Here is a 21,184-nt window from a genome sequence, read left to right as displayed (position 1 = left end):
GTCACGGACCGGCACCAGGGGTCAAACGCGCCGATCTTTCGGGTGAGTTCTCTCACCGAGTCGAGGCCGACCTCTTGACATCCCCGAAGTTCGTGAAAGCATTCACAAGCACCCCGACGACCGCTGACGACAACAGTGCGCTCGTAGCGCGCTTAGCGAGGAGCTAGAGAAATGGACTGGCGCCACCGCGCGGCCTGCCGTGACGAGGACCCCGAGCTGTTCTTCCCCGTTGGGAACAGCGGTCCCGCGTTGCTGCAGATCGCCGAGGCGAAGACCGTCTGCCGCCGCTGCCCGGTTGTGTCCGGTTGCCTGTCGTGGGCGCTGGAGAGCGGGCAGGACGCCGGCGTGTGGGGCGGTATGAGTGAGGACGAGCGGCGTGCGCTGAAGCGTCGCAACGCTCGTACCCGCGCTCGTAGCAACGCCTGACGAGAGCATTTCTTTTACAATTTCTCATCGCGCAAGAGGCCTGGAACCTTCCCCCGAGGTTTCCAGGCCTCTTGTACGTTGTTGACGATTTAACTCATCGATACCGGCGCTACGCCAGACATCTGTTGACCTATCGACTACGGCGCAGTGTCTGCCTAGCGGCTCCGCCGCGGTGTCGATCTAGCGGCTCCGCCGCAGGGGCACCCGCAGGATCGCCTCGGTCCCTCGGGGGTCCCGCCTGCGCAGCGACAGCGAGCCGCGTAGCTCGGACTCCACCAGCGTGCGCACGATCTGCAGGCCCAGGCGCTCGGTGCGCTCCAGCGAGAAGCCCGGCGGCAGGCCGCGGCCCTCGTCGGACACCACCACGTCCAGATACTTGGCCGAGCGTTCCGCGCGCACCACCACCTCGCCCGAATCACCGGCCGGATAGGCGTGTTCAAGGGCGTTCTGCACGAGCTCGGTGAGCACCATGACCAGCGGCGTCGCCAATTCGGCCGACACCACGCCGAGCTTGCCCTCCTTACGCACGTTGACGCCGGTCTCCGCCGTCGCCACGTCCGAGAGCATCGGGAACACCTGGTCCAGCACGTCGTCCAGATTGGCCCGCTCGTCCACCGACATGGACAGCGTCTCGTGCACGAGGGCGATCGAGGTCACCCGGCGCACCGATTCCTGGAGCACGTCACGGGCCTCGGCATTGTTCGTCCGCCGGGCCTGCAGCCGCAGCAGCGCCGCCACTGTCTGGAGATTGTTCTTCACGCGGTGGTGGATCTCGCGGATCGTGGCGTCCTTGGACAACAGCGCCCGGTCCCGGCGCTTCACCTCCGTGACGTCGCGGACCAGCACCAACGCGCCCGCGGCCTTGCCCAGCGGCCGCAGCGGCAGCGCACGGAACAGCACCGCCGCGCCGCGCCGGGACTCCGCCTCGATGCGCATGCTCGGGTTGCCGTCCAGCGCGGTCCGGATCCGCTGCGCCACCTCCGTCGCGTCGAACGGATCGGCCACGAGCGACCTGGTCAGCGGGGCCAGGTGCACGCCGACGAGATCGGCCGCATGCCCCATGCGGTGATACGCCGACAGCGCGTTGGGACTGGCGAACACCACCGCGCCCGAGCTGTCGATGCGGATCAGACCGTCGCCCACGCGGGGGCTCGTGTGCACGTCGGCCGACGGCTCGATGGCCGGGAAGGTGCCGTCCGAGATCATCTGGCACAGGTCGGCGGCGCTGCCCAGGTAGGCGATCTCCAGCGGGCTCGGCACCCGCGGCACCGCCAGGTTGGTGTCCCGGGACAGCACCGCGATCGTGTCGCCGTTGAAGCGCACCGGGATCGTCTCGCGGCGCACCGGCACGCCCAGGTGCCAGCGCGGGTCCTCCTCGCGGCAGATCCGGCCCTCGACCAGGGCGCGGCGCACCTGCGGGTGGTCGTCCGCGGTGACCGTGCTGCCCACCATGTCGTCGGGGTGGGCCGTCGGTCCGGTCGTCGGCCTGGCCTGCGCGGCGCACAGGAACTTGCCGGCCGGCCCGTCGTCGTCCAGCGGGACCCAGAGCACGAAGTCGGCGAAGGACAGGTCCGACAGCAACTGCCACTCGGCCGCCACCATCTGGAGGTGGTCGACCGCGGCGCCGGGCAGGCCGGTGTGCTCGGCCAGCAGGTCGGTGAGTGTTGACACGGTGCCGACGCTAGTCGGTCCGCTTACTCGACGACGGCGATGAGGTCGCCTTCCTGCACGACGTCACCCTCGGCGACCGCGACCTTGGTCACTCGGCCCGCGTGGTGGGCGACCGCCGGAATCTCCATCTTCATCGACTCCAGGATGACGATCTCCGCCCCGTCGGTCACGGAGTCGCCCTCGTGCGCCACGACCTTGCTCACGTTGGCCACCATCTCGGCCCGGATCTCCTCGGTCATGCCCGTCATGGAACCACGGATTCGGGAGCCCGCCACCGGCGTGAGACAATCGGGGGACAGCAATACTCGCCCAAAATCGGGCACTGCCACGAGGGAGACACTCATGTCGAAGCGTGCTCGCAAGCGCCGCGACCGCAAGAAGGGCGGCGCCAACCACGGGAAGCGGCCCAACGCCTGAGACCCGTGCGTGTGACGCACGAAGGCCCCGGTGACCTGGTCACCGGGGCCTTCAAACGTCTTGGGGGCCTGTGGAGTTAGGGCTCGACCTTCGCCTGCGTGCGCTCCAGCACCTTCTCCTTGATGCACGCCCGCAGCCGGTCCTTGAACTCGGCCGAGGCGTGGTCGCCGCCGCACTTGCGGGCCAGCAGGATCTTCAGGTGCTCCTCGATGCCGTACTGCTCAAGGCACGGGCTGCACTCGTCCAGGTGATGGCGCAGGATCTCGCGCTGGTTCTGGTCGCACTCGTTGTCCAGGAAGGCCCAGACCTCGGCCAGCACCTCGCGGCAGCCCGCCTTGACGGAGTCGCCGCCGTGCAGATCGTCGGTGCCGTGCAGTCCGTCAGCGCCGTGCAGTTCGTCGGAGCTCACGACCCGGTCACCTCCCGCTCGCGGGCCGAGCGCAGAAAGCCGCGGTCCCGGGCGACGTCGGTGAGCAGGTCCTTGAGCTGGCGGCGGCCACGATGCAGGCGGGACATCACGGTCCCGATCGGGGTGCCCATGATCTCGGCGATCTCCTTGTACGCGAAGCCCTCGACGTCGGCGAGGTAGACCGCGATGCGGAACTCCTCGGGCAGCTGCTGCAACGCCTGCTTGACGTCGTCGTCGGGGAGCCGGTCCATCGCCTCCACCTCGGCCGAGCGCAGGCCCTGCGAGGTGTGGCTCTCGGCGGCGGCGATCTGCCAGTCGGTGATCTCGTCCGCGGAGGTCTGGATCGGCTGCCGCTGCTTGCGCCGGTAGCCGTTGATGTAGGTGTTCGTCAGGATGCGGTACAGCCAGGCCTTGAGATTCGTCCCGCTCGTGAACGACTCGAAGGCGCTGTAGGCCTTCAAGTAGGTCTCCTGAACCAGGTCCTCGGCGTCCGCGGGGTTGCGCGTCATGCGCAGCGCGGCCGAGTACAGCTGGTCGAGCAGCGGCATGGCGTCACGCTCGAAGCGCGCGGCCCGCTGCTCGGCAGTCTCCTGCTCGACGATGTTGTTGTCGTTGACCTGGGCGGAACTACCCGGCACCTGGCTCCCTCCCCGCCGGCGCGCGAGCCGGGCGGACGCTGTCGACGCTCCCCGTGCGGGAAGCGTGTCGTTCGCCCCTGAGGATACGCGTCGGGCCGTGGAGCGGCCGAGCACAGCGCTTGAAGTAGCCACGTGGGGTCCAACACGACTGCCCCCGTGCGCATTCCTGGTGAGAGCCGCGTCATAGGGTCTTCCCGTGGCAGGACAGGGAACCCCAGCGACCGCGCTGCTGGCCAAGCGCAAGGTGCCGTACACGCTGCACAGCTACGACCACGACCCGCGGCACGACTCCTTCGGTCTGGAGGCCGCCGAAGTGCTCGGCCTCGACCCCGCCCGGGTCTTCAAGACCCTCGTCGCCGAGGTCGACGGCCAACTGGCGGTCGGCGTCGTCCCCGTCACCGGCCAGCTCGACCTCAAGGCCCTCGCCGCCGCCCTCAAGGGCAAGAAGGCCCGCATGGCCGAGGTCGCCGCCGCCGAGCGCGCCACCGGCTACGTCGCCGGCGGCATCTCGCCGCTGGGCCAGCGCAAGCGCCTCCCCGTCGTCATCGACGCCTCCGCCTCCGCCTTCGACACCGTCTTCTGCTCCGCCGGCCGCCGCGGGCTTGAGGTCGAGCTCTCCCCCGCCGCCCTGGCCGACCTCACCGGCGCCGTCGTCGCCCCCATCGCCGGCTGACGCAGCTGCTCGGCATGGGCCGGCGGTCCCGGCCCGCCCGTCGCCACCGGTGGTCCTGGCGGCTCCGCCCACCCACTTCTCCGCTGTCGGACCGCTCAGTGCTGGCGGCGAAGTCCCAGCCCGTCGGCGGCACACTCACCGCCCACGACCGACCCCATCGCCACGCGACCATGGCCCACCCGAACCATGACCCACCCGACCCATCGCCACGCGACCATGGCCCACCCAATCCCAGGGGGCGTCCCCCAGCCCATTCTACCAGCGCAAACCCATAGTCGATCTTGAAACGGCGTGGGCTGTGGACAACCGGACGACGGCGGCAAGTCCTGTGGACAACAGCCACATGCGCTTCCCATGTGGCGTCGGATGCCACATGGGAAGCGCATGTGGCGTCAGGCGGCAAACGGGAAGCGCATGTGGCGAAGCAGCTAAGCGTCCAAGGTGTGCAGCACCCTGTTCAACCACTCCTCGACGGCCTTGGTCACCCCGTTGACGTCGGCCTTCAACGAATGGTCCCCGGCCAGCGCCACGACCTCACGGTGGTGCGCGGCCCCGGGCATCCCGAAGGGATCCCGAGACCCCTGCACGACCAGGGTGGGCACCTCGACGCCGTCCAGCTCCGACAGCCGGGTCTTCTCCGGCTTGCCGGGCGGATGCACGGGAAAAGCCAGGCACAGCACGGCAACGGCCTGGCCGTCGCCGGCGGTCCGGCAGGCCACCCGAGCACCGGAAGAGCGGCCGCCGAACAGCAGCGGCAGGCCCTCGAACCAGCGTTCGCCGAGGTCCTCGACGACGGCGAGCCAAGCGGTGTCGAGCTGCTTGGCGGGGGCAGGGGCACGGCGGCCGGCGACGCGGTAGGGCTGCTCGACCAGCGCCACATGGACCCCGGCCGCGGTGGCGGCACGGGTTGCGGCGACGAGGTCGGGGGCCTCGATGCCGCCGCCGGCGCCGTGCCCGAGGAGCAGGGCGGCGCGGCTCTCGGCGGCGCAGTGGAGCTCGGCCCGAGCGGGGCCGAAAGGCGTCTCGATCTGGGTCCTGGTCACGAGAACAGGTCCAGCTCGACGGGCTCGGGCACGGGCGGCTCCAGCAGCGAGGGCCCGTTGTTGCGGATGCTGTTCACGGCCGTCGACACCGGCCGGATCTCGAAGCGAGACACGATGTCGGAGGACGGCTTGAGCAGGTCCATGACGTCGTCGCTGCCCTGGTCGGGGGCCAGCCACTGCTCGTGGGACTCCCGCGGCAGCACGATGGGCATGCGCTCGTGGATCGACGCCAACGGCCCGAAGGCGTCGGCGGTCAGCACGGCGCAGGTGACCAGCCACGGCGACTGGGGCTCGTTGGGGTCGCGCCACGCGGTCCACAACCCGGCCATGGCCAGGCTCGAAGAGTCGGGACTGGTGACGTAGAAGGGCTCCTTGGCCCCGGCCTCGCGCCGCCACTCGAACCAGCCGTCGGCCGGCAGGATGCAGCGCCGGCGGGCCATGGAGTCCCGGTAGGCCGGCTTGACGGCGGCGGTCTCGGACCTGGCGTTGATCATCTTCACGCCGACGTTGCGGTCCGGCGACCAGGTCGGGATCAGGCCCCAACGCATGACCCGGATGGTGCGCTCGACCCGCTCCACGTCCGGCTGCCCGTCGCCATCACGCGGATGGCGGGCCACGATGGCCAGCACGGGTTTGGTCGGCGCCACGTTGTAGTCGGCGCCGGGCGCGTCCGAGCCGCACGCGTCCAGCGCGTCGAACTCGACGGCCAGCTGCGCCGGATCCTTCGTGGAGGCATACCTGCCGCACACCCCTGACCACCTCCGAATTCCATCGTCGCACGTCACGGCCCCCGAGGAGGAAGCAAAGCGGCCGAGTAGGGAATCATCACCCCCATGACGCAGCCGTGGCCCACTCCGTCCGTCACCCAGCCCGTGCGCGCGACCGTGCCCGTGCCCGGTTCCAAGTCGATCACCAATCGTGCCCTGTTGCTCGCCGCGCTGGCCGACGGCCCCTCCACCGTGCACCTCCCGCTGCGCAGCCGCGACACCCAGCTGATGGCCGCGGCGCTGCGCTCGCTGGGTGTGCGCGTGGCCGACGGGCGGCAGGGATCGTGGGAGGTCACGCCGGGTCCGCTGCGGGGCGACGCCGACCTGGACTGCGGCCTCGCGGGCACGGTGATGCGCTTCGTGCCGCCGGCCGCGGCGCTGGCCGACGGGGACGTCCGCTTCGACGGCGACGAGCAGGCCCGGATCCGCCCGATGAACACGGTGCTGGACGCGCTGCGCTCGCTCGGCGTGACGATCGACGGCGACTCGCTGCCGTTCACGCTGCACGGCAACGGCGCGGTGCGGGGCGGCGAGGTCACGATCGACGCCTCCGGCTCCTCGCAGTTCGTCTCGGCCCTGCTGCTGTCCGGCGCGCGCTACGAGCGGGGCGTCACCGTGCTGCACGACGGCAAGCCGGTGCCGTCGCTGCCGCACATCGAGATGACCATCGAGATGCTGCGGGCCGTCGGCGTCCAGGTGGACGACAGCGAGCCCAACCGCTGGCACGTCGCACCGGGCCCGATCCGGGCCCGGGACTGGCACATCGAGCCGGACCTGTCCAATGCGGCGGCGTTCCTGGCCGCGGGCGCCGTCACCGGCGGCTCGATCATCGTTCCGGACTGGCCGCTGGTCACCACGCAGCCCGGCGACGAGATGCGCGACGTCCTGGAGCGGATGGGCTGCCAGGTGTCGCTGTCGGACAACGGCCTGACCGTCACCGGTCCGGAGCGCCTCAACGGCATCGACGTCGACCTGCACGAGGCCTCCGAGCTGACGCCGACCGTGGCGGCGATGGCCGTGCTGGCCGACAGCCCCACCCACATCCGCGGTGTGGCGCACATCCGCGGCCACGAGACGGACCGCCTCGCCGCGCTGACCACGGAGATCCGGGGCATCGGCGGCGACGCCGACGAGACCGAGGACGGCCTGGTCATCCGGCCGGCCAAGCTCACCGGCGGTCTCTGGCACGCCTACCACGACCATCGGATGGCCACCGCCGGCGCGATCATCGGCCTGCGGGTGCCGGGCATCTCCGTGGACGACATCAAGACCACGACCAAGACCATCCCGGACTTCCCGGGCATGTGGGACGCCATGCTGCAGCTGGCGGAGCGGGTGTGACGCGCGGCGACTGGCGTCGGCTCGACGAGTCCGACGTCAAGGTCCGGCCGGGCAAGGGCTCCCGCCCCCGCAGCAAGAAGCGGCCCGAGCACTCCGACGCCGAGTCGGGCATGGTCGTCGCGGTCGACCGCGGCCGATGGACCTGCGCGGTCGACGGCGATCCCGAGCACCTGGTGACCGCGATGCGGGCCAGGGAGATGGGCCGCACGTCGGTGGTCATCGGCGACCTGGTGGACATCGTCGGCGACACCTCGGGCACCCCCGACACGCTGTCCCGGATCGTGCGGCGCTCGCCGCGCAGCAGCGTGCTGCGCCGCACCGCCGACGACACCGATCCCTTCGAACGGGTCGTGGTCGCCAACGCCGAACAGCTGATCATCGTGACGGCGCTGGCCGATCCGCAGCCGCGGACCGGCTTCATCGACCGGTGTCTGGTCGCCGCCTACGCCGGCGGTCTGACGCCGGTGCTGTGCCTGACCAAGTCCGACCTGGCCAGCCCCGACGAGCTGCTCGGGGTGTATGCCGAACTGGACCTCGTGGTCGTGGTGACCCGGTCGGACCGGGAGCCGACGGTGCTCGCCGAACGCCTGGACGGCCGGGTGTCCGCGCTGGTCGGGCACTCCGGCGTCGGCAAGTCGACGCTGGTCAACAAGCTGGTGCCGGCGGCGGACCGGGCGACCGGCGCGGTGAGCGGCGTCGGCAAGGGTCGGCACACGTCCAGCTCGGCGGTGGCGTTCCCGCTGCCGGCCGGCGGCTGGGTGGTGGACACCCCCGGCATCCGGTCGTTCGGCCTGGCGCACATCACGCCGGACGACATCGTGGCGGCGTTCCCCGGCATGGCCGAGGCCGCCGAGGAGTGCCCGTCGGGCTGCGGGCACCTCGGGCCGCCCGACGATCCGGACTGCATGCTGGACACGGTCGTCGCCGACGGGCTGGCGACCGAGGGCAGGCTGCGCTCGCTGCGTAGGCTGCTGGCCTCGCGGGCGGGGCTGGTCGAGGAGTAGGCAGTGGTGGAAGACGAGAAGCTGGCCAAGGTGCTGGTGGCGGTGCGGGACAGCTCGCGCTACGCCAGCGTCGCCGACGACACCGTGCGCCGCATCGCGACGGCATCGCTGAGCGCGGCGCGCGGCGACGTCAACGACGCGGTCAAGCGCACCAAGCGCGGGCTGCACGAGATCTTCGGCGCGTACCTGCCGAGCACGCCCCGGTACGACAAGTTGCTCGGTCTGCTGCGGGAGGCTCAGAGCGTCGAGGAACGGCGGGACGTCCTGTCACGGACGATGTCCTCGCACGCCTCCACCAAGGAGCGCCTGCCCATCCTGACGGAGTTCTACGCGGCGGTCTTCGAGCGGCTGCCGCAGCCGCCGCGGGTGATCACCGACCTGGCCTGCGGCATGAACCCGCTGACCGTGGAATGGATGCCGGTCGGCGAGGACGTGCTGTACCGGGCGTCGGACATCGACAGCCGGCTGATGGCTTTCCTGGACGAGGCCCTGACCGTGCTGGACGTGCCGCACGAGGTCGCCGTGCACGACCTGCTGACCGGCCCGGACCCCAAGCCCGCCGACGTGACGCTGCTGCTCAAGGCCGTGCCGTGCATCGAGACGCAGCAGAAGAAGCTCGGGTGGGGGCTGATCGACGCGATCAACTCGCCGGTCGTGGTGGTCAGCTTTCCGACGAAGACGCTGGGGCAGAAGTCCAAGGGCATGTACCGGACGTATTCCAGCGGCTTCGCCGCGCACGCCGAGGGGCGGCCGTGGCAGGTCGAGGAGCTGGAGTTCGGCAACGAGCTGGTCTACGTGGTTCAGAAGTGAGCCGTGTCGCCGGGCTGACCGTCGCCGCGGTCGCGGTGTTGGCGCTGACGTCCTGCACGTCGGCCGTCGACGGTTCCGGCTCGTCCGATCCCGCTGTCGTGCCACCCGCGCAGGCCGAGCTCTCGGCGTTGTCGGCGGCGGTGACCGCCCGGCTGTCCGGCAAGGGCTCGGCGAAGTTCACCGTGGACTCCACCACTGAGCTGCTCGCCGCGCACTCCGTCACGTCGGTGACCGGCGCGTTCCGCCGCGACGACCAGGGCCTGTGGATGACGGCGACGATGACCGTGAAGTCGCCCGACGCCACCACCCTGTCGTTCGTGCTCACGCCCGCCGCCGTCTACGTGCGGCCGCCGGCCGACCAGAAACTGCCGGCCGACAAGCCGTGGGTGCGGGCCACCTCCGATGGCGCCGACGACTTCTCGAAGGAGTTCGCGCCGCTGTTCGCGTCGTTGAAGCAGACCACGCTGTCGCCGCTGGCCATGCCCCTTGACGGCTCGTCGACCACCCTCATCGGCTCCGAGGTCCAGCCCGTGGGCCTGATTCCGGCCCGGCACTACGCGTTCCGCACCGACCTCGCCGCCGTGGCCAAGACCCTGCCCGACGGGCCGTTGAAGGACACAACCCTGTTGGAGGCCAAGCTCGGCGGCATGGTCGAGGAGCTGTGGGTCGGCAACGGCAACGTGCCGCTGCGCTCCGAGTCCAAGCTGGACATCCCGGCCACCAAGGGCACCCTGACCGTCAGCCGCACCTACTCCGGCTGGGGCCAGCCGGTCGACGTCCCCGTCCCCCCCGACAGCCAGCTCTCCCCGGCCCCCAAGGCCGGCTAACCCCCGGCCCGTTATGCAGGGAAGGACGCCTTACCTGCATGGCCGGATGCAGGTAAGGCGTCCTTCCCTGCGTTCAACGAGGGTAAGGCGTCCTTCCCTGCATCAGCCTCAGCGGCCTCAGCCCATGTGCGGGTAGCCGTGGGTGGTCGGCGGGACGAGGGTCTCCTTGATCGAGCGGGGACTGGTCCAGCGGGTGAGGTTGAGGATCGAGCCGGCCTTGTCGTTGGTGCCCGACGACCGGCTGCCGCCGAACGGCTGTTGGCCGACCACGGCGCCCGTCGGCTTGTCGTTGACGTAGAAGTTGCCGGCGGAGAAGCGAAGCGCCCGGTGCGCCTGCTCGATCGCGGCCCGGTCGGTGGCGAAGATCGCCCCCGTCAGCGCGTACGGCGTGGAGGTGTCCACCACGTCCAGGATCGAGGCGAAGTCGTTGTCCTCATAGACATGCACGGACAGGATCGGCCCGAAGAACTCGGTCGTGAACACGTCGTGCCGCGGATCCTGGCCCACCAGCACGGTCGGCTGCACGAAGTAGCCGACGCGGTCGTCGGCGACGCCGCCGACCAGGATGTCCACCAGCCGCTCGTTGCGCACCCGCTCGAACAGCTCGCTGTGCTTGCCGAACGCCCGTGAGTCGATCACGGCCCCGCCGAAGTGCGAGAAGTCGGTGACATCGCCGAAGCTGAGGTTGCGGGTCACGTCGGCGAGCCGGTCGCGCACGCCGCCGTCCCACAGCGAGCGGGCGATGTAGGCCCGTGACGCCGCCGAGCACTTCTGGCCCTGGTACTCGAATGCGCCCCGGACCAACGCCGTGACCAGGGCATCCGGGTCGGCCGACGGGTGTGCGACGACGAAGTCCTTGCCGCCGGTCTCGCCGACGATCCGCGGGTACGACCAGTAGTGGTCGAGGTTGTCGGCCATGGTGCGCCACAACCGCTTGAACGTGGCCGTGGAGCCGGTGAAGTGCAGCCCGGCGAAGTCACGGTCGGCCAGGGCGACCTCGCTGACCGCGGCGCCGTCGCCCGTGACCATGTTGACCACGCCCGGCGGCAGGCCGGCCGCCTCCAGCAGCTGCATGGTGAAGTGCGCGGCCAGCTGCTGCGTCGGCGACGGCTTCCACACCACGGTGTTGCCCATCAGCGCGGGCGCCAGCGGCAGGTTGCCGGCGATGGCCGTGAAGTTGAACGGCGTGATCGCGACGACGAAGCCGTCCAGCGGACGGTGGTCGAACCGGTTCCACACGCCCGGGCTGGACTGCGGCTGCTCGGCGATCAGCTGCCGGGCGAAGGACACGTTGAACCGCAGGAAGTCGATCAGCTCACAGGCGGCGTCGATCTCCGCCTGCTGCGCGGACTTGGACTGGCCGAGGATCGTCGCGGCGTTGAGCGTGTCCCGCCACGGCCCGGCCAGCAGATCGGCGGCCCGCAGCAGCACCGCCGCGCGCTCGTCGAACGGCAACTCGCGCCAGGCCGGCGCGGCGTCCTTGGCCGCCTGCACGGCGTCGGCGACGTCGTCCTTGCTGGCCTGCCCCGAAACGCCCAGCACGTGGGCGTGATCATGGGGCTGCACCACGTCGATCGGCTCGCCGCCGGCCATGCGCCGACGGCCGCCGATCGTCATGGTCAGGTCGTGCTTGGCGCCTTCGAGTTCGGCGACGCGCCGCCGCAGCGACTCGCGTTCGGCGCTGCCGGGGGCGTAGGAGCGAACCGGCTCGTTGTACGGCTGGGGTACCGAGGTGACCGCGTCCATGCCCCCATCACATCAGCTCCAGCAGGAATGGCAACTCCTGCGGGGCATACCAGGCCAGGGCGTGATCCTCGGCGCTGCCGACGGTGAACTCCGCGTCCGGGTCGCCGAGATCGGCCGCGTCGACCACGGCCGAGGCCGCCCGGACCGCCGGCTCCGCCTCGGCCGTGTCCACGTGCACTGCGGCGATCATCTTCATCGTCACCATGCCGGGCACCTTGACCACCGAGTAGTCCAGATCCGGCCGCAGCTTCACGTCGTCGACGTCCGCGGCGATCACCGCGCGCCGCGGCAGCGCCTCCGGATTCTCCGACAGGTCCGCGGCCAGCAGCCGGAGCGAGGCACGGGCCGCGTCCAGCATCGCGATGTACTCCATGTCCTCGGCGTCGCCCGAGGCATAGGACTCGCGCAGCGCCGGCGTCAGCGCGAACGCCGTGCCGCCGACCGGCCGAAACTCCTCGTCGGCCACCAACTGGTGCAGCATGCCGAGCGTGGCGGGCAGGTACACCCTCATGACGTGGCCACCGTTCCCACGAGTTCTTCCAACGATTCCTCGACCATTCCCGCCACGACGTCCACATCGGACATCGCGTCCCGGTCGGCGTTCAGTCCGAAGTAGACACCGCCGTCGTAGGAGGTGACCCCGATGGACAGCGCCTGGTTCTTGGCGAGCGGGACGATCGGGAACATCTCGATCATCTTCGCACCGGCCGCGTACAGCGGGACCTGCGGGCCCGGCACGTTGGTCACCACGACGTTGAAGATGCGGCGGGAGAACGAGCTCGCCGCCCGTGCGCCTAACGCGTGCAGCGTCGGCGGCGTGATGCCGCCGACCCGGACCAGCGTGTCCGCGGCCACCGACTGGCCGGACTCCTTGTGCGCGCGCATGGCGTGACTGATGTGGTGCAGCCGGACCACCGGGTTCGGCTCGCCGACCGGCAGGTCCACCAAATACGCCTGCACCTTGCTGCCGACGCCGTTCTCCGACGCGGTGTCCCGCACCGACAGCGGCACCAGCGCTCGGATCGTGTGGTACGAGTTCACCGCCTCGCCGCGGGAGAGCAGCCACGTCCTGAGGGCGCCCGAGACCGTCGCCAGCACCGCGTCGTTGACCGTGCCGCCGTGCGTCTTGCGGACCGCGCGGAAGTCGTCCAGCTTGGTGCGCGTCGTGGCGAAGCGGCGCTGGTGCGAGATCCGGACGTTCAGCGGGCTGCCCGGCGCCGGCCGGGCCGCCGCCTTCGCCGCCGACACGATGCCCGTGACCGCCTCGGCCACCTTCTGCACCGTTGCCGCCGCGTCCAGCGCCGCCGAGCGGGCGTTCTCCACCAGCTCGCCCGGCCGCTGCACCATCTCGGCCACCGCGTCGAACACCAGCTGCGGCATGCCGGGCTCCGGCTGCGGCATCCACAGGCTCTCGGCCGGCGGGCGCGGCGTCGCCGACACGTCCAGGATCACCTGGCCCAGCTCGACCGCGCCGATGCCGTCGACCATCGCGTGATGGGTCTTGGTGATCACCGCGATCCGGTTCCGCTCCAGGCCCTCGACCAGGTACGTCTCCCACAGCGGCCGGCTGTGGTCCAACGGCCGGGACATCAGCCGCGCCGCCAGGTCGTTGAGCTGCTCGTCGCTGCCCGGCTTGGGCAGGGCCGAGCGGCGCACGTGGTAGGTGACGTCGAAGTCCGGGTCGTCGGCCCAGACCGGGCGGGCCAGCCGGCCCGGCACCTGGACCACCTTCTGCCGGTAGCGGGGGACCAGCGACAGGCGCTGCTCGATCAGCGCGACCAGGCCGTCGTAGTCGAAGCCGGCCCGGGGCTTGCGGAAGACCGCGATCCCGCCGACGTGCATCGGGGTCGTCTGGTCTTCCAGGTACAGGAACGACGCGTCCAGCGCCGAGAGGCGGTCCGGCATATGCCGATCCTGGCACATCCGTACCGCTGTGCCATCCTGCTCGACGTGCGTGAGGTCTCCGATGTGTCCCCGAAGGATCGCTTCGTCACGGTGTACGGGCGCAAGCCGGTGTTGGAGGCCCTGGCCGACGACGGGCTGTCCGTCGACAAGGTCGTGCTGGCCGACACCGCGCGCGGTCCCGCCGCCCGGGAGATCCTCGACGCCGCGCGGGCCCGTGGCGTCCAGGTCCAGCGGGCGTCCGCCCAGCGGGTCAAGGTGCTCGCCGGCAACGGCAAGCAGGACCAGGGCGTCCTGGCCGACGTCGTCGCCCCTCGCATGCGGACCCTGGCGTCCGCTCTCGGCGACCGCCGCCCGCCCGCTTCCGTTCTGCTGCTCGACGGCATTACCACGCCCGCCAACGTCGGCATGATCCTTCGCACCGCCACCGCCGCCGGGCTGGAAGGCATCGTCGTTCCGCGCAAGGGCGTCGCGACCATCGACCCCCTCGTCGTCAAGGCCTCCGCCGGCGTCGCCTTCACCGCCCCCGTGCTGCGCTGCTTCACCGCCGAGGAGGCCGCCGCGTCGTTGCGGGACGCCGGCTACACCCTCATCGCCATGGACGCCGGCGCGCGCAACACCGTCTTCACCGCCGAGTTTCCCGCCAAGGTCGCCTTCGTCATGGGCAGCGAGACCTCCGGCATCACCGACGGCGTGCGGCCCCTCATCAACCGCTGGGTGTCCATCCCCATGTCCGGCGGCGTCGAGTCCCTCAACGTCGCCAGCGCCGCCGCCGTCCTCTGCTTCGAACTCGTCAGGCGGTCTGCACCACGTAGTCGATGATCCCGCTGTTCTCGCACCGGGCCGTCGACCCGTGCTTCCCGGCCAGCGGCCCCCGCACCACCCACCCGCCCTCCGGTCTGTCCACATCCCCACACTTCGCGATCACGCGGTACACCGGCATCGGGCACACCGCCGTCACCGCCTGGCCGTGAGCAGTGGTCGCAAACGTGAAAACGCAGGCCAGCGCCGCTATGTCCATACCCCCGGACGCTAGCTCCGCCCCCTCCCGCCCATCCCCCACTCCGCCCTCGTTCCCCCGACCGAGCGACCCAGTTATCCACAGGCGCCCCCTCGTTCAAGATCATCCGCACCCCACCGCGGGTACGATGGTCCAGGGCACGCCACCCCGGGAGTGGTGGGCGGCGGTCTTTGTCGGTTCCATAAGGCGCAGCTGCGTGGTTGGGGCTGTTTTGTCGGCCGTGCCGTGTGGTGGCCGCGAGGCCGGACCGTCTTCACCCGGCTCGGGAAGTCCGTCGTTGTTCACCCGGCGAAGGCGCTCTGGACGGTGGCCGAAGCGCTGAAGGCTCAGCCCACCCGCTCTCCTGAGCCGAGGTCACCAATCGCCGAACAGGGCGGAGAGCTCGGCCAGGGTGGAAGCCACCGAGGTGTGGTGGATGCCCACCAGCCCGGTCGCGGCGGCGCCGCGGATGTTGACGGCGAGGTCGTCGACGAAGGCGCACTCCCCCGGCTGAAGGCCGAGGCGCTCGACGGTGAGGCGGTAGATGGCCGGATCGGGCTTGGCCACGCCGACGTCGCCGGAGAAGACGAGGACGTCGAACAGGGCGTCCAGCCAGGGGATGGGCTCGCCGGGACCGTCGGCATTGGACAGCAGGGCGGTGCGGATGCCGGCGGCCCGGGCGGAGCGGACGGCGCCGATCAGCGGGGGCTCGCCGACGCCCTCGGGACCGCGGTCGGTGAGCACGCCGCCGAAGTCGACGATGAGTCCCTTCATCACCCGATCAGGCTATAGGTGTCCGTAAATCGCGCGCCCGCTGCTCTGTCTCGTGTGGGGGAACGAGAAGACGGGGGCAACAGTGGGTCAGCCATGGCGCGTGACCACGATCGAAACGCCGATAGTCGTGCGGGCGCTGCCCAGCTACGAACCGGAGCCGGGCCGACCGGCGATCGGGCTGGCAAGGCGGCGGCTGCGGCTGGTTGAGGATCCGCCGCGGACACCGCCGGCGGTCGAGGAGTTGCCGGCGGCGCTGCGGGACCGGATCCGACACCTGGTCAACCAGGTGCTGGAGGCGATCGACGGGCGGCGGCCGGTGGGCCAGCTCAGGCCGCACTGCACGCCGCAGGCGTTCGCCGCGATCGAGACGAGGTCACGGGGACGAGCGGCGCCGAGCCGGAGCCGGCTGCTCAGCCTGCACGTGCGCCAGCCGTCGGAGGGTGTGCTGGAGACGTGCGGCCTGGCGGAGATCGACGCCAGGCCGAGGGCGATCGCGGCTCGCTTCGAGCTGCGGGAAAGGGTGCGGTGCATGGTGTTCCGAGTGCTGTGAACGTAGAACGGGGCCGTGCCCGAAGGCACGGCCCCGTTCTACGACAAAACCTCAGCGACGCGGGCGCTTGCGGTCCTGCTTGGACTGGTTGCGGGCGGCGGCGCGGCGCTCACGACGAGTGCCGGCGTCGCCGTCGCCCTTGTCCTCGCGGGCGTTGGCCTCGCCGTCCTCGTTCGGGCCGCTGTAGGACAGCCGCTGCTGCTCGTGGTGGTCCAGGCCCTTGCCCCGCAGCGCGGGCGGCACCTGGGTGCCGGACGCGGGCTGCGGCGGAGCGGGCGGGGCCGGCGGAGCGGCGACGGAGCCCTGCTGCTGGTGCATGGCGATCGGCGGCACGTCGGACGCGGCGACCTGCACCGGCTCCGGCTCGGCCGCCTCGACCTGCAGGTTGAACAGGAAGCCGACGGACTCCTCCTTGAGGCCCTCCAGCATCCCGTTGAACATGTCGAAGCCCTCGCGCTGGTACTCGACCAGCGGGTCGCGCTGCGCCATGGCCCGCAGGCCGATGCCCTCCTTGAGGTAGTCCATCTCGTAGAGGTGCTCGCGCCACTTGCGGTCGAGCACCGACAGCACGACCCGGCGCTCCAGCTCGCGCATGGCGCCCTCGCCGACCTTGCCGTCGATGTCGGCCTCACGCGCGGCGTAGGCGTCGCGGGCGTCGGTGAGCAGGGACTCCAGCAGGAACTCGGAGGTGAGGTCCTCGGCGTCCTCGGTCAGCGCGTCCCAGTCCAGCGACACCGGGTACAGCGTCTTGAGCGCGGTCCACAGCTTCTCGTGGTCCCAGTCCTCGGCGTAGCCGGCCTCGGTGGCGCCGTTGACGTACGCGGTGACCACGTCGGTGATCATGTCCTGCACGTTGTCGTGCAGGTCCTGGCCCTCCAGCACCAGCCGGCGCTCGGCGTAGATCACCTTGCGCTGCTGGTTCATGACCTCGTCGTACTTGAGGACGTTCTTGCGGATCTCGAAGTTCTGCTGCTCGACCTGGGTCTGAGCGCTGCGGATGGCCCGGGTGACCATCTTGTGCTCGATCGGCACGTCGTCCGGCACGCGCAGCCGGGTCATGACGACCTCGACCATGGAGGCGTTGAACCGCCGCATGAGCTCGTCGCCCAGCGACAGGTAGAACCGGGACTCGCCCGGGTCGCCCTGACGGCCGGAGCGGCCGCGCAGCTGGTTGTCGATGCGGCGGGACTCGTGCCGCTCGGTGCCGAGCACGTACAGGCCGCCGAGCTCGCGGACCTCGTCCGCCTCGGACTTCACCTGCGCCTTGGCGGCCTCCAGCTCGGAAGCGTACGAGGCGCGCCACTCGTCCGGCGTCTCGTCCGGGTCGAGCCCGCGGGCCCGCAGCACCTCCTCGGCGATGGACTCCGGGTTGCCGCCGAGCATGATGTCGGTGCCTCGACCGGCCATGTTGGTGGCCACGGTGACCGCGCCCTTGTGCCCGGCCTGCGCGACGAACAGCGCCTCCTTGGCGTGGTTCTTCGCGTTCAGCACGTTGTGCGGGATACCGCGCTTGACCAGCAGCTTCGACAGGTACTCGGAGCGCTCGACGCTGGTCGTGCCGATCAGGACCGGCTGGCCCTTCTCGTTGCGCTCGGCGATGTCGTCGGCGACCGCCTCGAACTTGGCCTCCTCGGTCTTGTAGACCAGGTCGGGCTTGTCCTGACGGATCATCGGCTTGTTGGTGGGGATCGGCACCACGCCGATCTTGTACGTGGTGTGGAACTCGGCCGCCTCGGTCTCGGCGGTGCCGGTCATGCCGCCGAGCTTGTCGTAGAGGCGGAAGAAGTTCTGCAGCGTGATCGTGGCCAGCGTCTGGTTCTCGGCCTTGATCTCGACGCCTTCCTTGGCCTCGATCGCCTGGTGCATGCCCTCGTTGTAGCGCCGGCCGGACAGCACGCGGCCGGTGAACTCGTCGACGATCAGCACCTCGCCGTCGCGGACGATGTAGTCCTTGTCGCGCTTGTACAGCTCCTTGGCCTTGAGCGCGTTGTTCAGGTAGCCGACCAGCGGGCTGTTCGCGGCCTCGTACAGGTTGTCGATGCCCAGCTGGTCCTCGATGAAGGTCACGCCGGCCTCGGTGACGCCGACGGTCCGCTTGCGCTCGTCCACCTCGTAGTGGGTCTCGTTGCGCATGAGCGGCGCCATCCGGGCGAACTCCTGGTACCAGCGCGAGGACTGGTCGGCCGGGCCCGAGATGATCAGCGGCGTGCGGGCCTCGTCGATGAGAATCGAGTCCACCTCGTCGACGATGGCGTAGTTGTGGCCGCGCTGGACGCACTCGTCCAGGCTCCACGCCATGTTGTCGCGCAGGTAGTCGAAGCCGAACTCGTTGTTCGTGCCGTACGTGATGTCCGAGGCGTAGGCCGCCCGGCGCTGCTCGGGCGTCATGTCGGAGATGATCACGCCGACGGTCAGGCCGAGGAAGCGGTGGATCCGGCCCATCCAGTCGGCGTCGCGTTTGGCCAGGTAGTCGTTGGTGGTGATGACGTGCACGCCGTCGCCGGAGATGGCGTTGAGGTAGGCCGGCAGCACGCAGGTCAGGGTCTTGCCCTCACCGGTGCGCATCTCGGCGATCTGGCCGAGGTGCAGCGCGGCGCCGCCCATCAGCTGCACGTCGTAGTGGCGCTGGCCCAGCACCCGCTTGGCGCCCTCGCGGACCACCGCGAAGGCCTCCGGCAGCAGCTCGTCGAGGCTCTCGCCGTCGGCATAGCGCTTGCGGAACTCCTCGGTCCGGGCCCTCAGCTCCTCGTCGGTCAGGTCGACGACGTCGTCCTCGAGCGAGTTGATGAGCTTCGCGATATTGCGCAGGCGCTTGAGCATCTTGCCTTCGCCGGCGCGGAGCAATCGGGACAGGACCATCCGGGGGACCTCGCTCGTCGGGTTCTCGTCACGCGCCCTGGGTGCGGACGCCCTTTTCCGTCATCGTAGGCGGCGCGACCGTCAGCAGGTAACGGCCGGCCCCCACTACAACGTGGAAGCCGGCCGTCAAGGTTCCCGTGCGCGTCAGCCCAGCCTGATCACGCCGTAATCGAAGCCCTTCCTGCGGTAGACGACGCTCGCGCACTGCTTGTCGGCGTCGTGGAAGAGGTAGAAGTCGTGTCCGACCAGTTCCATCTCGTAGAGGGCCTGGTCGACGGTCATCGGTTTGGCGGGGTGCTCCTTCTCGCGGACGACCTGTCCGGGGAGCGATTCGTCGACGGCGTCGGCGTCCCAGCGCTGGGCCGGCACCTCGGCCAGGCCCGGGTCGTAGGCCGGGGCCATCTCCAGCACGGCCGTCGCGGCCATCTGGGCGCCGTCCTCCATGGGGGAAGCCAGGGCGCCGACAGCGCCAGTGGCCTCGGCGACCGACGCGGGACTGCGACGGCCGTAGTGCACACGGCGACGATCATGCATCTTGCGCAGCCGGTTCTCCAGCTTGGTCACCGCGCAGTCGAGCGCTCCGTAGAAGTCGCCGGCGCATGCCTCGGCACGCACCACGGGGCCCCGCCCCTTGGCTGTGATCTCGACCCGCTGGCAGTTCTTGGACTGACGGCGGTTGGGCTCGTGGAACAGTTCCACGTCGAATCGGATGACCTTCTTGTCGTAGCGCTCAAGACGGGCCAGCTTGTCGGCCACGTGCACCCGGTAGTGATCGGGCACCTCGACGTTGCGGCCCTTCACGACGATGTCCATACACGACCTCCCTCGCTGCTGCGAGAACATCAATGCTGGGGATGGAGTTCGGCGCCGGGTGGTGACCGAGGCGGCTCAGATGCCGCTGCTCGCCGGCGCCAGGGTCATGGGCTGTTCGCCTCCTCCCCGCGGGCCGGGATTGCTGATAGCGGAGCACGTTAGCCCCGGATTCGCCGTAGCGACAGACCCCGTCGCAGGGGAGTTCAAGCCACCACGTTGCGTGACCGAACATGTCGTGGGCGCGCGTCGGGAACGCGCCCGCCCCACGGGGCGCACCGAACGGGTGGAGCCCGCTTCACTCCGACGGCGCAGGACCCCGGTCGGCCGCGCTCGCCGTGGCACTGCGGCGAACGGGCTGAGCAAGGGCCTCATATCGGGGCAACGTGCCAGTCCACTCGGGGGTTCCCGGTCACGTGTGCGATCTGCCGCCACCGATTCGGGTCGCCCCGATGGTGGTAGTCGCGGTGCACGACCGGGCGGCGGCGCCGATCTTGGCCCGACCGGCCGGAACCGGGGACAGTGATCGAGACCCTGGTTTCAAGTTCACCCGACTGGGTGGTATCTCCCGGTCAGTCCCACCGAAGGTCGTGGCCAAAAACCCGACATTCGCTTCACGTCCACCCCCAGGTGTCGGTGTGAGGTTCTCTCAATCATGCGAAACCTCTTCAGGTTTGGGGCGTTACCCGAACCCGTCGGTAATAAACACGACCGCCCGGAACTGCCAGGTTCGAGGTGCATGCTCGACCCGTGACGACGAAACTGCTCGATCTTGTCCTGCCGGTCCGGTGCGTCGGTTGCCGAACGAATGGTCGGCTGTGGTGCGACGCCTGCGCGGCCGAATTCGGAGCGCTCATTCCGGTGCGGCGGCCGGCCTTGGAGGGCGGGCCGCCGGCCTATGCGCTCGCGGCGTATCGCGGCCCGGCCCGTGACGCGGTCCTGGCCTACAAGGAGCGCGGCCGACGGGAATTGGCCGAGCCGCTGGGAGCGGCGATGGCCCGAGCCCTGCCGTGGATGCCACGACCGGGGCCGGATCCGGACGGCGTGTGGTGGCTGGTGCCGGCCCCGTCGCGTCGGCGGACGTCCCGGCAACGCGGCGGCGAGCACATGACGGTGCTGGCCCGCCGATGCGCCTCGGAGCTGGCCCGCGCCGGTCACGGCGCCGTGGTCGCCCCGATGCTGGAACTGGCCCGCTCGGCCACCGACTCGGTCGGGCTGGACCCGGTCGCCCGGGCCGCCAACCTGGCCGGACGAGTGCGGATCCGACCGCGGGCGACGCCGCCCCGCGGCAGTCCGGTCGTGCTGCTCGACGACGTCATCACCACCGGGGCCACGGCCGCCGCGTGCCACCGGGTGCTCACCGAGGCCGGACTGGAGGTGACCGCCGTAGTCGCACTGACCAGCACCGACTGACCAGTCCCCAGCTGGCCGGCATTCGAGTGGACTGCCATCAGCTCCGCTCCGGCGAGGCCGCGCAGCCAGACTCGGCTCGGCCCCCCGCAGGGACCGAGCCCCGC

At 70.4% G+C, this 21,184-nt stretch carries 22 protein-coding genes; 10 read left to right on the top strand and 12 right to left on the bottom strand.

Features of this window, described 5'->3' with window-relative positions:
* Nucleotides 1-171 precede the first annotated feature (171 nt).
* Nucleotides 172-426, top strand: a complete 255-nt coding sequence (locus AB0M73_RS00175) for a WhiB family transcriptional regulator (protein WP_043722052.1) — start codon at nucleotides 172-174, stop codon at nucleotides 424-426.
* A gap of 180 nt (nucleotides 427-606) precedes the next feature.
* Here the strand turns inward: AB0M73_RS00175 and AB0M73_RS00170 are convergent, their stop codons facing one another.
* The 4 genes from AB0M73_RS00170 to AB0M73_RS00155 all read right to left on the bottom strand — a co-directional run bounded on the left by AB0M73_RS00170 (nucleotide 607) and on the right by AB0M73_RS00155 (nucleotide 3,525).
* Nucleotides 607-2,097, bottom strand: coding sequence for a histidine kinase N-terminal domain-containing protein (locus AB0M73_RS00170; protein ID WP_363885095.1), 1,491 nt, complete (start codon nucleotides 2,095-2,097; stop codon nucleotides 607-609).
* 23 nt (nucleotides 2,098-2,120) lie between these two features.
* A complete protein-coding gene (locus tag AB0M73_RS00165) occupies nucleotides 2,121-2,336 on the bottom strand; it encodes a biotin/lipoyl-binding carrier protein (protein ID WP_043722050.1) in 216 nt (71 codons plus the stop codon).
* A gap of 254 nt (nucleotides 2,337-2,590) precedes the next feature.
* The gene (gene rsrA / locus AB0M73_RS00160; protein WP_363885093.1) at nucleotides 2,591-2,923 is read right to left on the bottom strand and encodes a mycothiol system anti-sigma-R factor; all 333 of its coding nucleotides are present in this window, start codon (nucleotides 2,921-2,923) and stop codon (nucleotides 2,591-2,593) included.
* Nucleotides 2,920-3,525: a sigma-70 family RNA polymerase sigma factor gene (locus AB0M73_RS00155; protein WP_157495654.1), complete on the bottom strand. Its 606-nt coding sequence runs from the start codon at nucleotides 3,523-3,525 to the stop codon at nucleotides 2,920-2,922. The genes rsrA and AB0M73_RS00155 overlap by 4 nt, the downstream gene beginning before the upstream one ends.
* A gap of 232 nt (nucleotides 3,526-3,757) precedes the next feature.
* Between AB0M73_RS00155 and ybaK the strand changes: the two genes are divergently transcribed.
* Nucleotides 3,758-4,234 (top strand): Cys-tRNA(Pro) deacylase, encoded by a 477-nt coding sequence (gene ybaK / locus AB0M73_RS00150; RefSeq protein ID WP_363885091.1) that lies wholly within the window; start codon nucleotides 3,758-3,760, stop codon nucleotides 4,232-4,234.
* Between the two features lie 428 nt (nucleotides 4,235-4,662).
* Here ybaK and AB0M73_RS00145 read toward each other — a convergent pair whose 3' ends face one another.
* Both AB0M73_RS00145 and AB0M73_RS00140 read right to left on the bottom strand, forming a co-directional pair.
* Nucleotides 4,663-5,277 (bottom strand): alpha/beta family hydrolase, encoded by a 615-nt coding sequence (locus AB0M73_RS00145; protein WP_363885089.1) that lies wholly within the window; start codon nucleotides 5,275-5,277, stop codon nucleotides 4,663-4,665.
* The gene (locus AB0M73_RS00140) at nucleotides 5,274-6,026 is read right to left on the bottom strand and encodes an SOS response-associated peptidase (protein ID WP_363885087.1); all 753 of its coding nucleotides are present in this window, start codon (nucleotides 6,024-6,026) and stop codon (nucleotides 5,274-5,276) included. The genes AB0M73_RS00145 and AB0M73_RS00140 overlap by 4 nt, the downstream gene beginning before the upstream one ends.
* 84 nt (nucleotides 6,027-6,110) lie before the next feature.
* Here AB0M73_RS00140 and aroA point away from each other — a divergent pair, with 84 nt between their 5' ends.
* The 4 genes from aroA to AB0M73_RS00120 are packed head-to-tail and all read left to right on the top strand — an operon-like array spanning nucleotide 6,111 to nucleotide 10,026.
* A complete protein-coding gene (gene aroA, locus AB0M73_RS00135) occupies nucleotides 6,111-7,385 on the top strand; it encodes a 3-phosphoshikimate 1-carboxyvinyltransferase (protein ID WP_363885085.1) in 1,275 nt (424 codons plus the stop codon).
* Nucleotides 7,382-8,389, top strand: coding sequence for a ribosome small subunit-dependent GTPase A (gene rsgA, locus AB0M73_RS00130; RefSeq protein ID WP_363885083.1), 1,008 nt, complete (start codon nucleotides 7,382-7,384; stop codon nucleotides 8,387-8,389). Before aroA ends, rsgA begins: the two co-directional genes overlap by 4 nt.
* 3 nt (nucleotides 8,390-8,392) lie before the next feature.
* Nucleotides 8,393-9,199, top strand: coding sequence for a 16S rRNA methyltransferase (locus AB0M73_RS00125; protein WP_363885081.1), 807 nt, complete (start codon nucleotides 8,393-8,395; stop codon nucleotides 9,197-9,199).
* Entirely contained in the window at nucleotides 9,196-10,026 is an 831-nt protein-coding gene (locus tag AB0M73_RS00120) for a hypothetical protein (RefSeq protein WP_363885079.1), read from the top strand. Before AB0M73_RS00125 ends, AB0M73_RS00120 begins: the two co-directional genes overlap by 4 nt.
* A gap of 117 nt (nucleotides 10,027-10,143) precedes the next feature.
* Here the strand turns inward: AB0M73_RS00120 and pruA are convergent, their stop codons facing one another.
* Genes pruA through AB0M73_RS00105 form a run of 3 tightly spaced genes read right to left on the bottom strand, consistent with a single transcriptional unit; the run spans nucleotide 10,144 to nucleotide 13,677 of the window.
* Entirely contained in the window at nucleotides 10,144-11,772 is a 1,629-nt protein-coding gene (gene pruA / locus AB0M73_RS00115) for an L-glutamate gamma-semialdehyde dehydrogenase (RefSeq protein ID WP_363885077.1), read from the bottom strand.
* A gap of 7 nt (nucleotides 11,773-11,779) precedes the next feature.
* Entirely contained in the window at nucleotides 11,780-12,283 is a 504-nt protein-coding gene (locus tag AB0M73_RS00110; protein WP_043722019.1) for a hypothetical protein, read from the bottom strand.
* Nucleotides 12,280-13,677, bottom strand: a complete 1,398-nt coding sequence (locus tag AB0M73_RS00105) for a wax ester/triacylglycerol synthase family O-acyltransferase (RefSeq protein WP_363885074.1) — start codon at nucleotides 13,675-13,677, stop codon at nucleotides 12,280-12,282. Before AB0M73_RS00105 ends, AB0M73_RS00110 begins: the two co-directional genes overlap by 4 nt.
* Before the next feature lie 45 nt (nucleotides 13,678-13,722).
* Here AB0M73_RS00105 and AB0M73_RS00100 point away from each other — a divergent pair, with 45 nt between their 5' ends.
* Both AB0M73_RS00100 and AB0M73_RS00095 read left to right on the top strand, forming a co-directional pair.
* A complete protein-coding gene (locus AB0M73_RS00100; RefSeq protein ID WP_043731313.1) occupies nucleotides 13,723-14,496 on the top strand; it encodes an RNA methyltransferase in 774 nt (257 codons plus the stop codon).
* Entirely contained in the window at nucleotides 14,493-14,648 is a 156-nt protein-coding gene (locus AB0M73_RS00095) for a hypothetical protein (RefSeq protein WP_157494893.1), read from the top strand. The genes AB0M73_RS00100 and AB0M73_RS00095 overlap by 4 nt, the downstream gene beginning before the upstream one ends.
* 401 nt (nucleotides 14,649-15,049) lie before the next feature.
* Here the strand turns inward: AB0M73_RS00095 and AB0M73_RS00090 are convergent, their stop codons facing one another.
* Nucleotides 15,050-15,448, bottom strand: coding sequence for an HAD-IA family hydrolase (locus AB0M73_RS00090; protein WP_363885660.1), 399 nt, complete (start codon nucleotides 15,446-15,448; stop codon nucleotides 15,050-15,052).
* 100 nt (nucleotides 15,449-15,548) lie between these two features.
* Between AB0M73_RS00090 and AB0M73_RS00085 the strand changes: the two genes are divergently transcribed.
* On the top strand, nucleotides 15,549-15,998 hold the full coding sequence (locus AB0M73_RS00085) for an Rv3235 family protein (RefSeq protein ID WP_363885071.1): 450 nt from the start codon (nucleotides 15,549-15,551) through the stop codon (nucleotides 15,996-15,998).
* Nucleotides 15,999-16,049: 51 nt separating this feature from the next.
* Here the strand turns inward: AB0M73_RS00085 and secA are convergent, their stop codons facing one another.
* The gene (gene secA, locus AB0M73_RS00080) at nucleotides 16,050-18,857 is read right to left on the bottom strand and encodes a preprotein translocase subunit SecA (RefSeq protein WP_363885068.1); all 2,808 of its coding nucleotides are present in this window, start codon (nucleotides 18,855-18,857) and stop codon (nucleotides 16,050-16,052) included.
* Between the two features lie 144 nt (nucleotides 18,858-19,001).
* On the bottom strand, nucleotides 19,002-19,670 hold the full coding sequence (gene raiA / locus AB0M73_RS00075) for a ribosome-associated translation inhibitor RaiA (protein ID WP_363885065.1): 669 nt from the start codon (nucleotides 19,668-19,670) through the stop codon (nucleotides 19,002-19,004).
* 747 nt (nucleotides 19,671-20,417) lie between these two features.
* On the opposite strand from raiA, the gene AB0M73_RS00070 reads away from it, so the two are divergent.
* Nucleotides 20,418-21,080 (top strand): ComF family protein, encoded by a 663-nt coding sequence (locus AB0M73_RS00070; RefSeq protein WP_363885061.1) that lies wholly within the window; start codon nucleotides 20,418-20,420, stop codon nucleotides 21,078-21,080.
* Nucleotides 21,081-21,184 lie beyond the last annotated feature (104 nt).

Origin of the sequence: Kutzneria sp. NPDC051319 (assembly GCF_040682195.1) — a bacterium.
Lineage (GTDB): Bacteria > Actinomycetota > Actinomycetes > Mycobacteriales > Pseudonocardiaceae > Kutzneria.
This window is presented reverse-complemented; position numbering and strand designations above follow the sequence as displayed.

Coding starts and splice junctions, on each gene's coding strand:
- raiA (WP_363885065.1), bottom strand. CDS start 19,670: ATGGACATCGTCGTGAAGGGCCGCAACGTCGAGGTGCCCGATCACTAC.
- AB0M73_RS00105 (WP_363885074.1), bottom strand. CDS start 13,677: ATGCCGGACCGCCTCTCGGCGCTGGACGCGTCGTTCCTGTACCTGGAA.
- secA (WP_363885068.1), bottom strand. CDS start 18,857: ATGGTCCTGTCCCGATTGCTCCGCGCCGGCGAAGGCAAGATGCTCAAG.
- AB0M73_RS00090 (WP_363885660.1), bottom strand. CDS start 15,448: ATGAAGGGACTCATCGTCGACTTCGGCGGCGTGCTCACCGACCGCGGT.
- AB0M73_RS00165 (WP_043722050.1), bottom strand. CDS start 2,336: ATGACCGAGGAGATCCGGGCCGAGATGGTGGCCAACGTGAGCAAGGTC.
- aroA (WP_363885085.1), top strand. CDS start 6,111: ATGACGCAGCCGTGGCCCACTCCGTCCGTCACCCAGCCCGTGCGCGCG.
- AB0M73_RS00110 (WP_043722019.1), bottom strand. CDS start 12,283: ATGAGGGTGTACCTGCCCGCCACGCTCGGCATGCTGCACCAGTTGGTG.
- AB0M73_RS00175 (WP_043722052.1), top strand. CDS start 172: ATGGACTGGCGCCACCGCGCGGCCTGCCGTGACGAGGACCCCGAGCTG.
- AB0M73_RS00095 (WP_157494893.1), top strand. CDS start 14,493: ATGATCCCGCTGTTCTCGCACCGGGCCGTCGACCCGTGCTTCCCGGCC.
- pruA (WP_363885077.1), bottom strand. CDS start 11,772: ATGGACGCGGTCACCTCGGTACCCCAGCCGTACAACGAGCCGGTTCGC.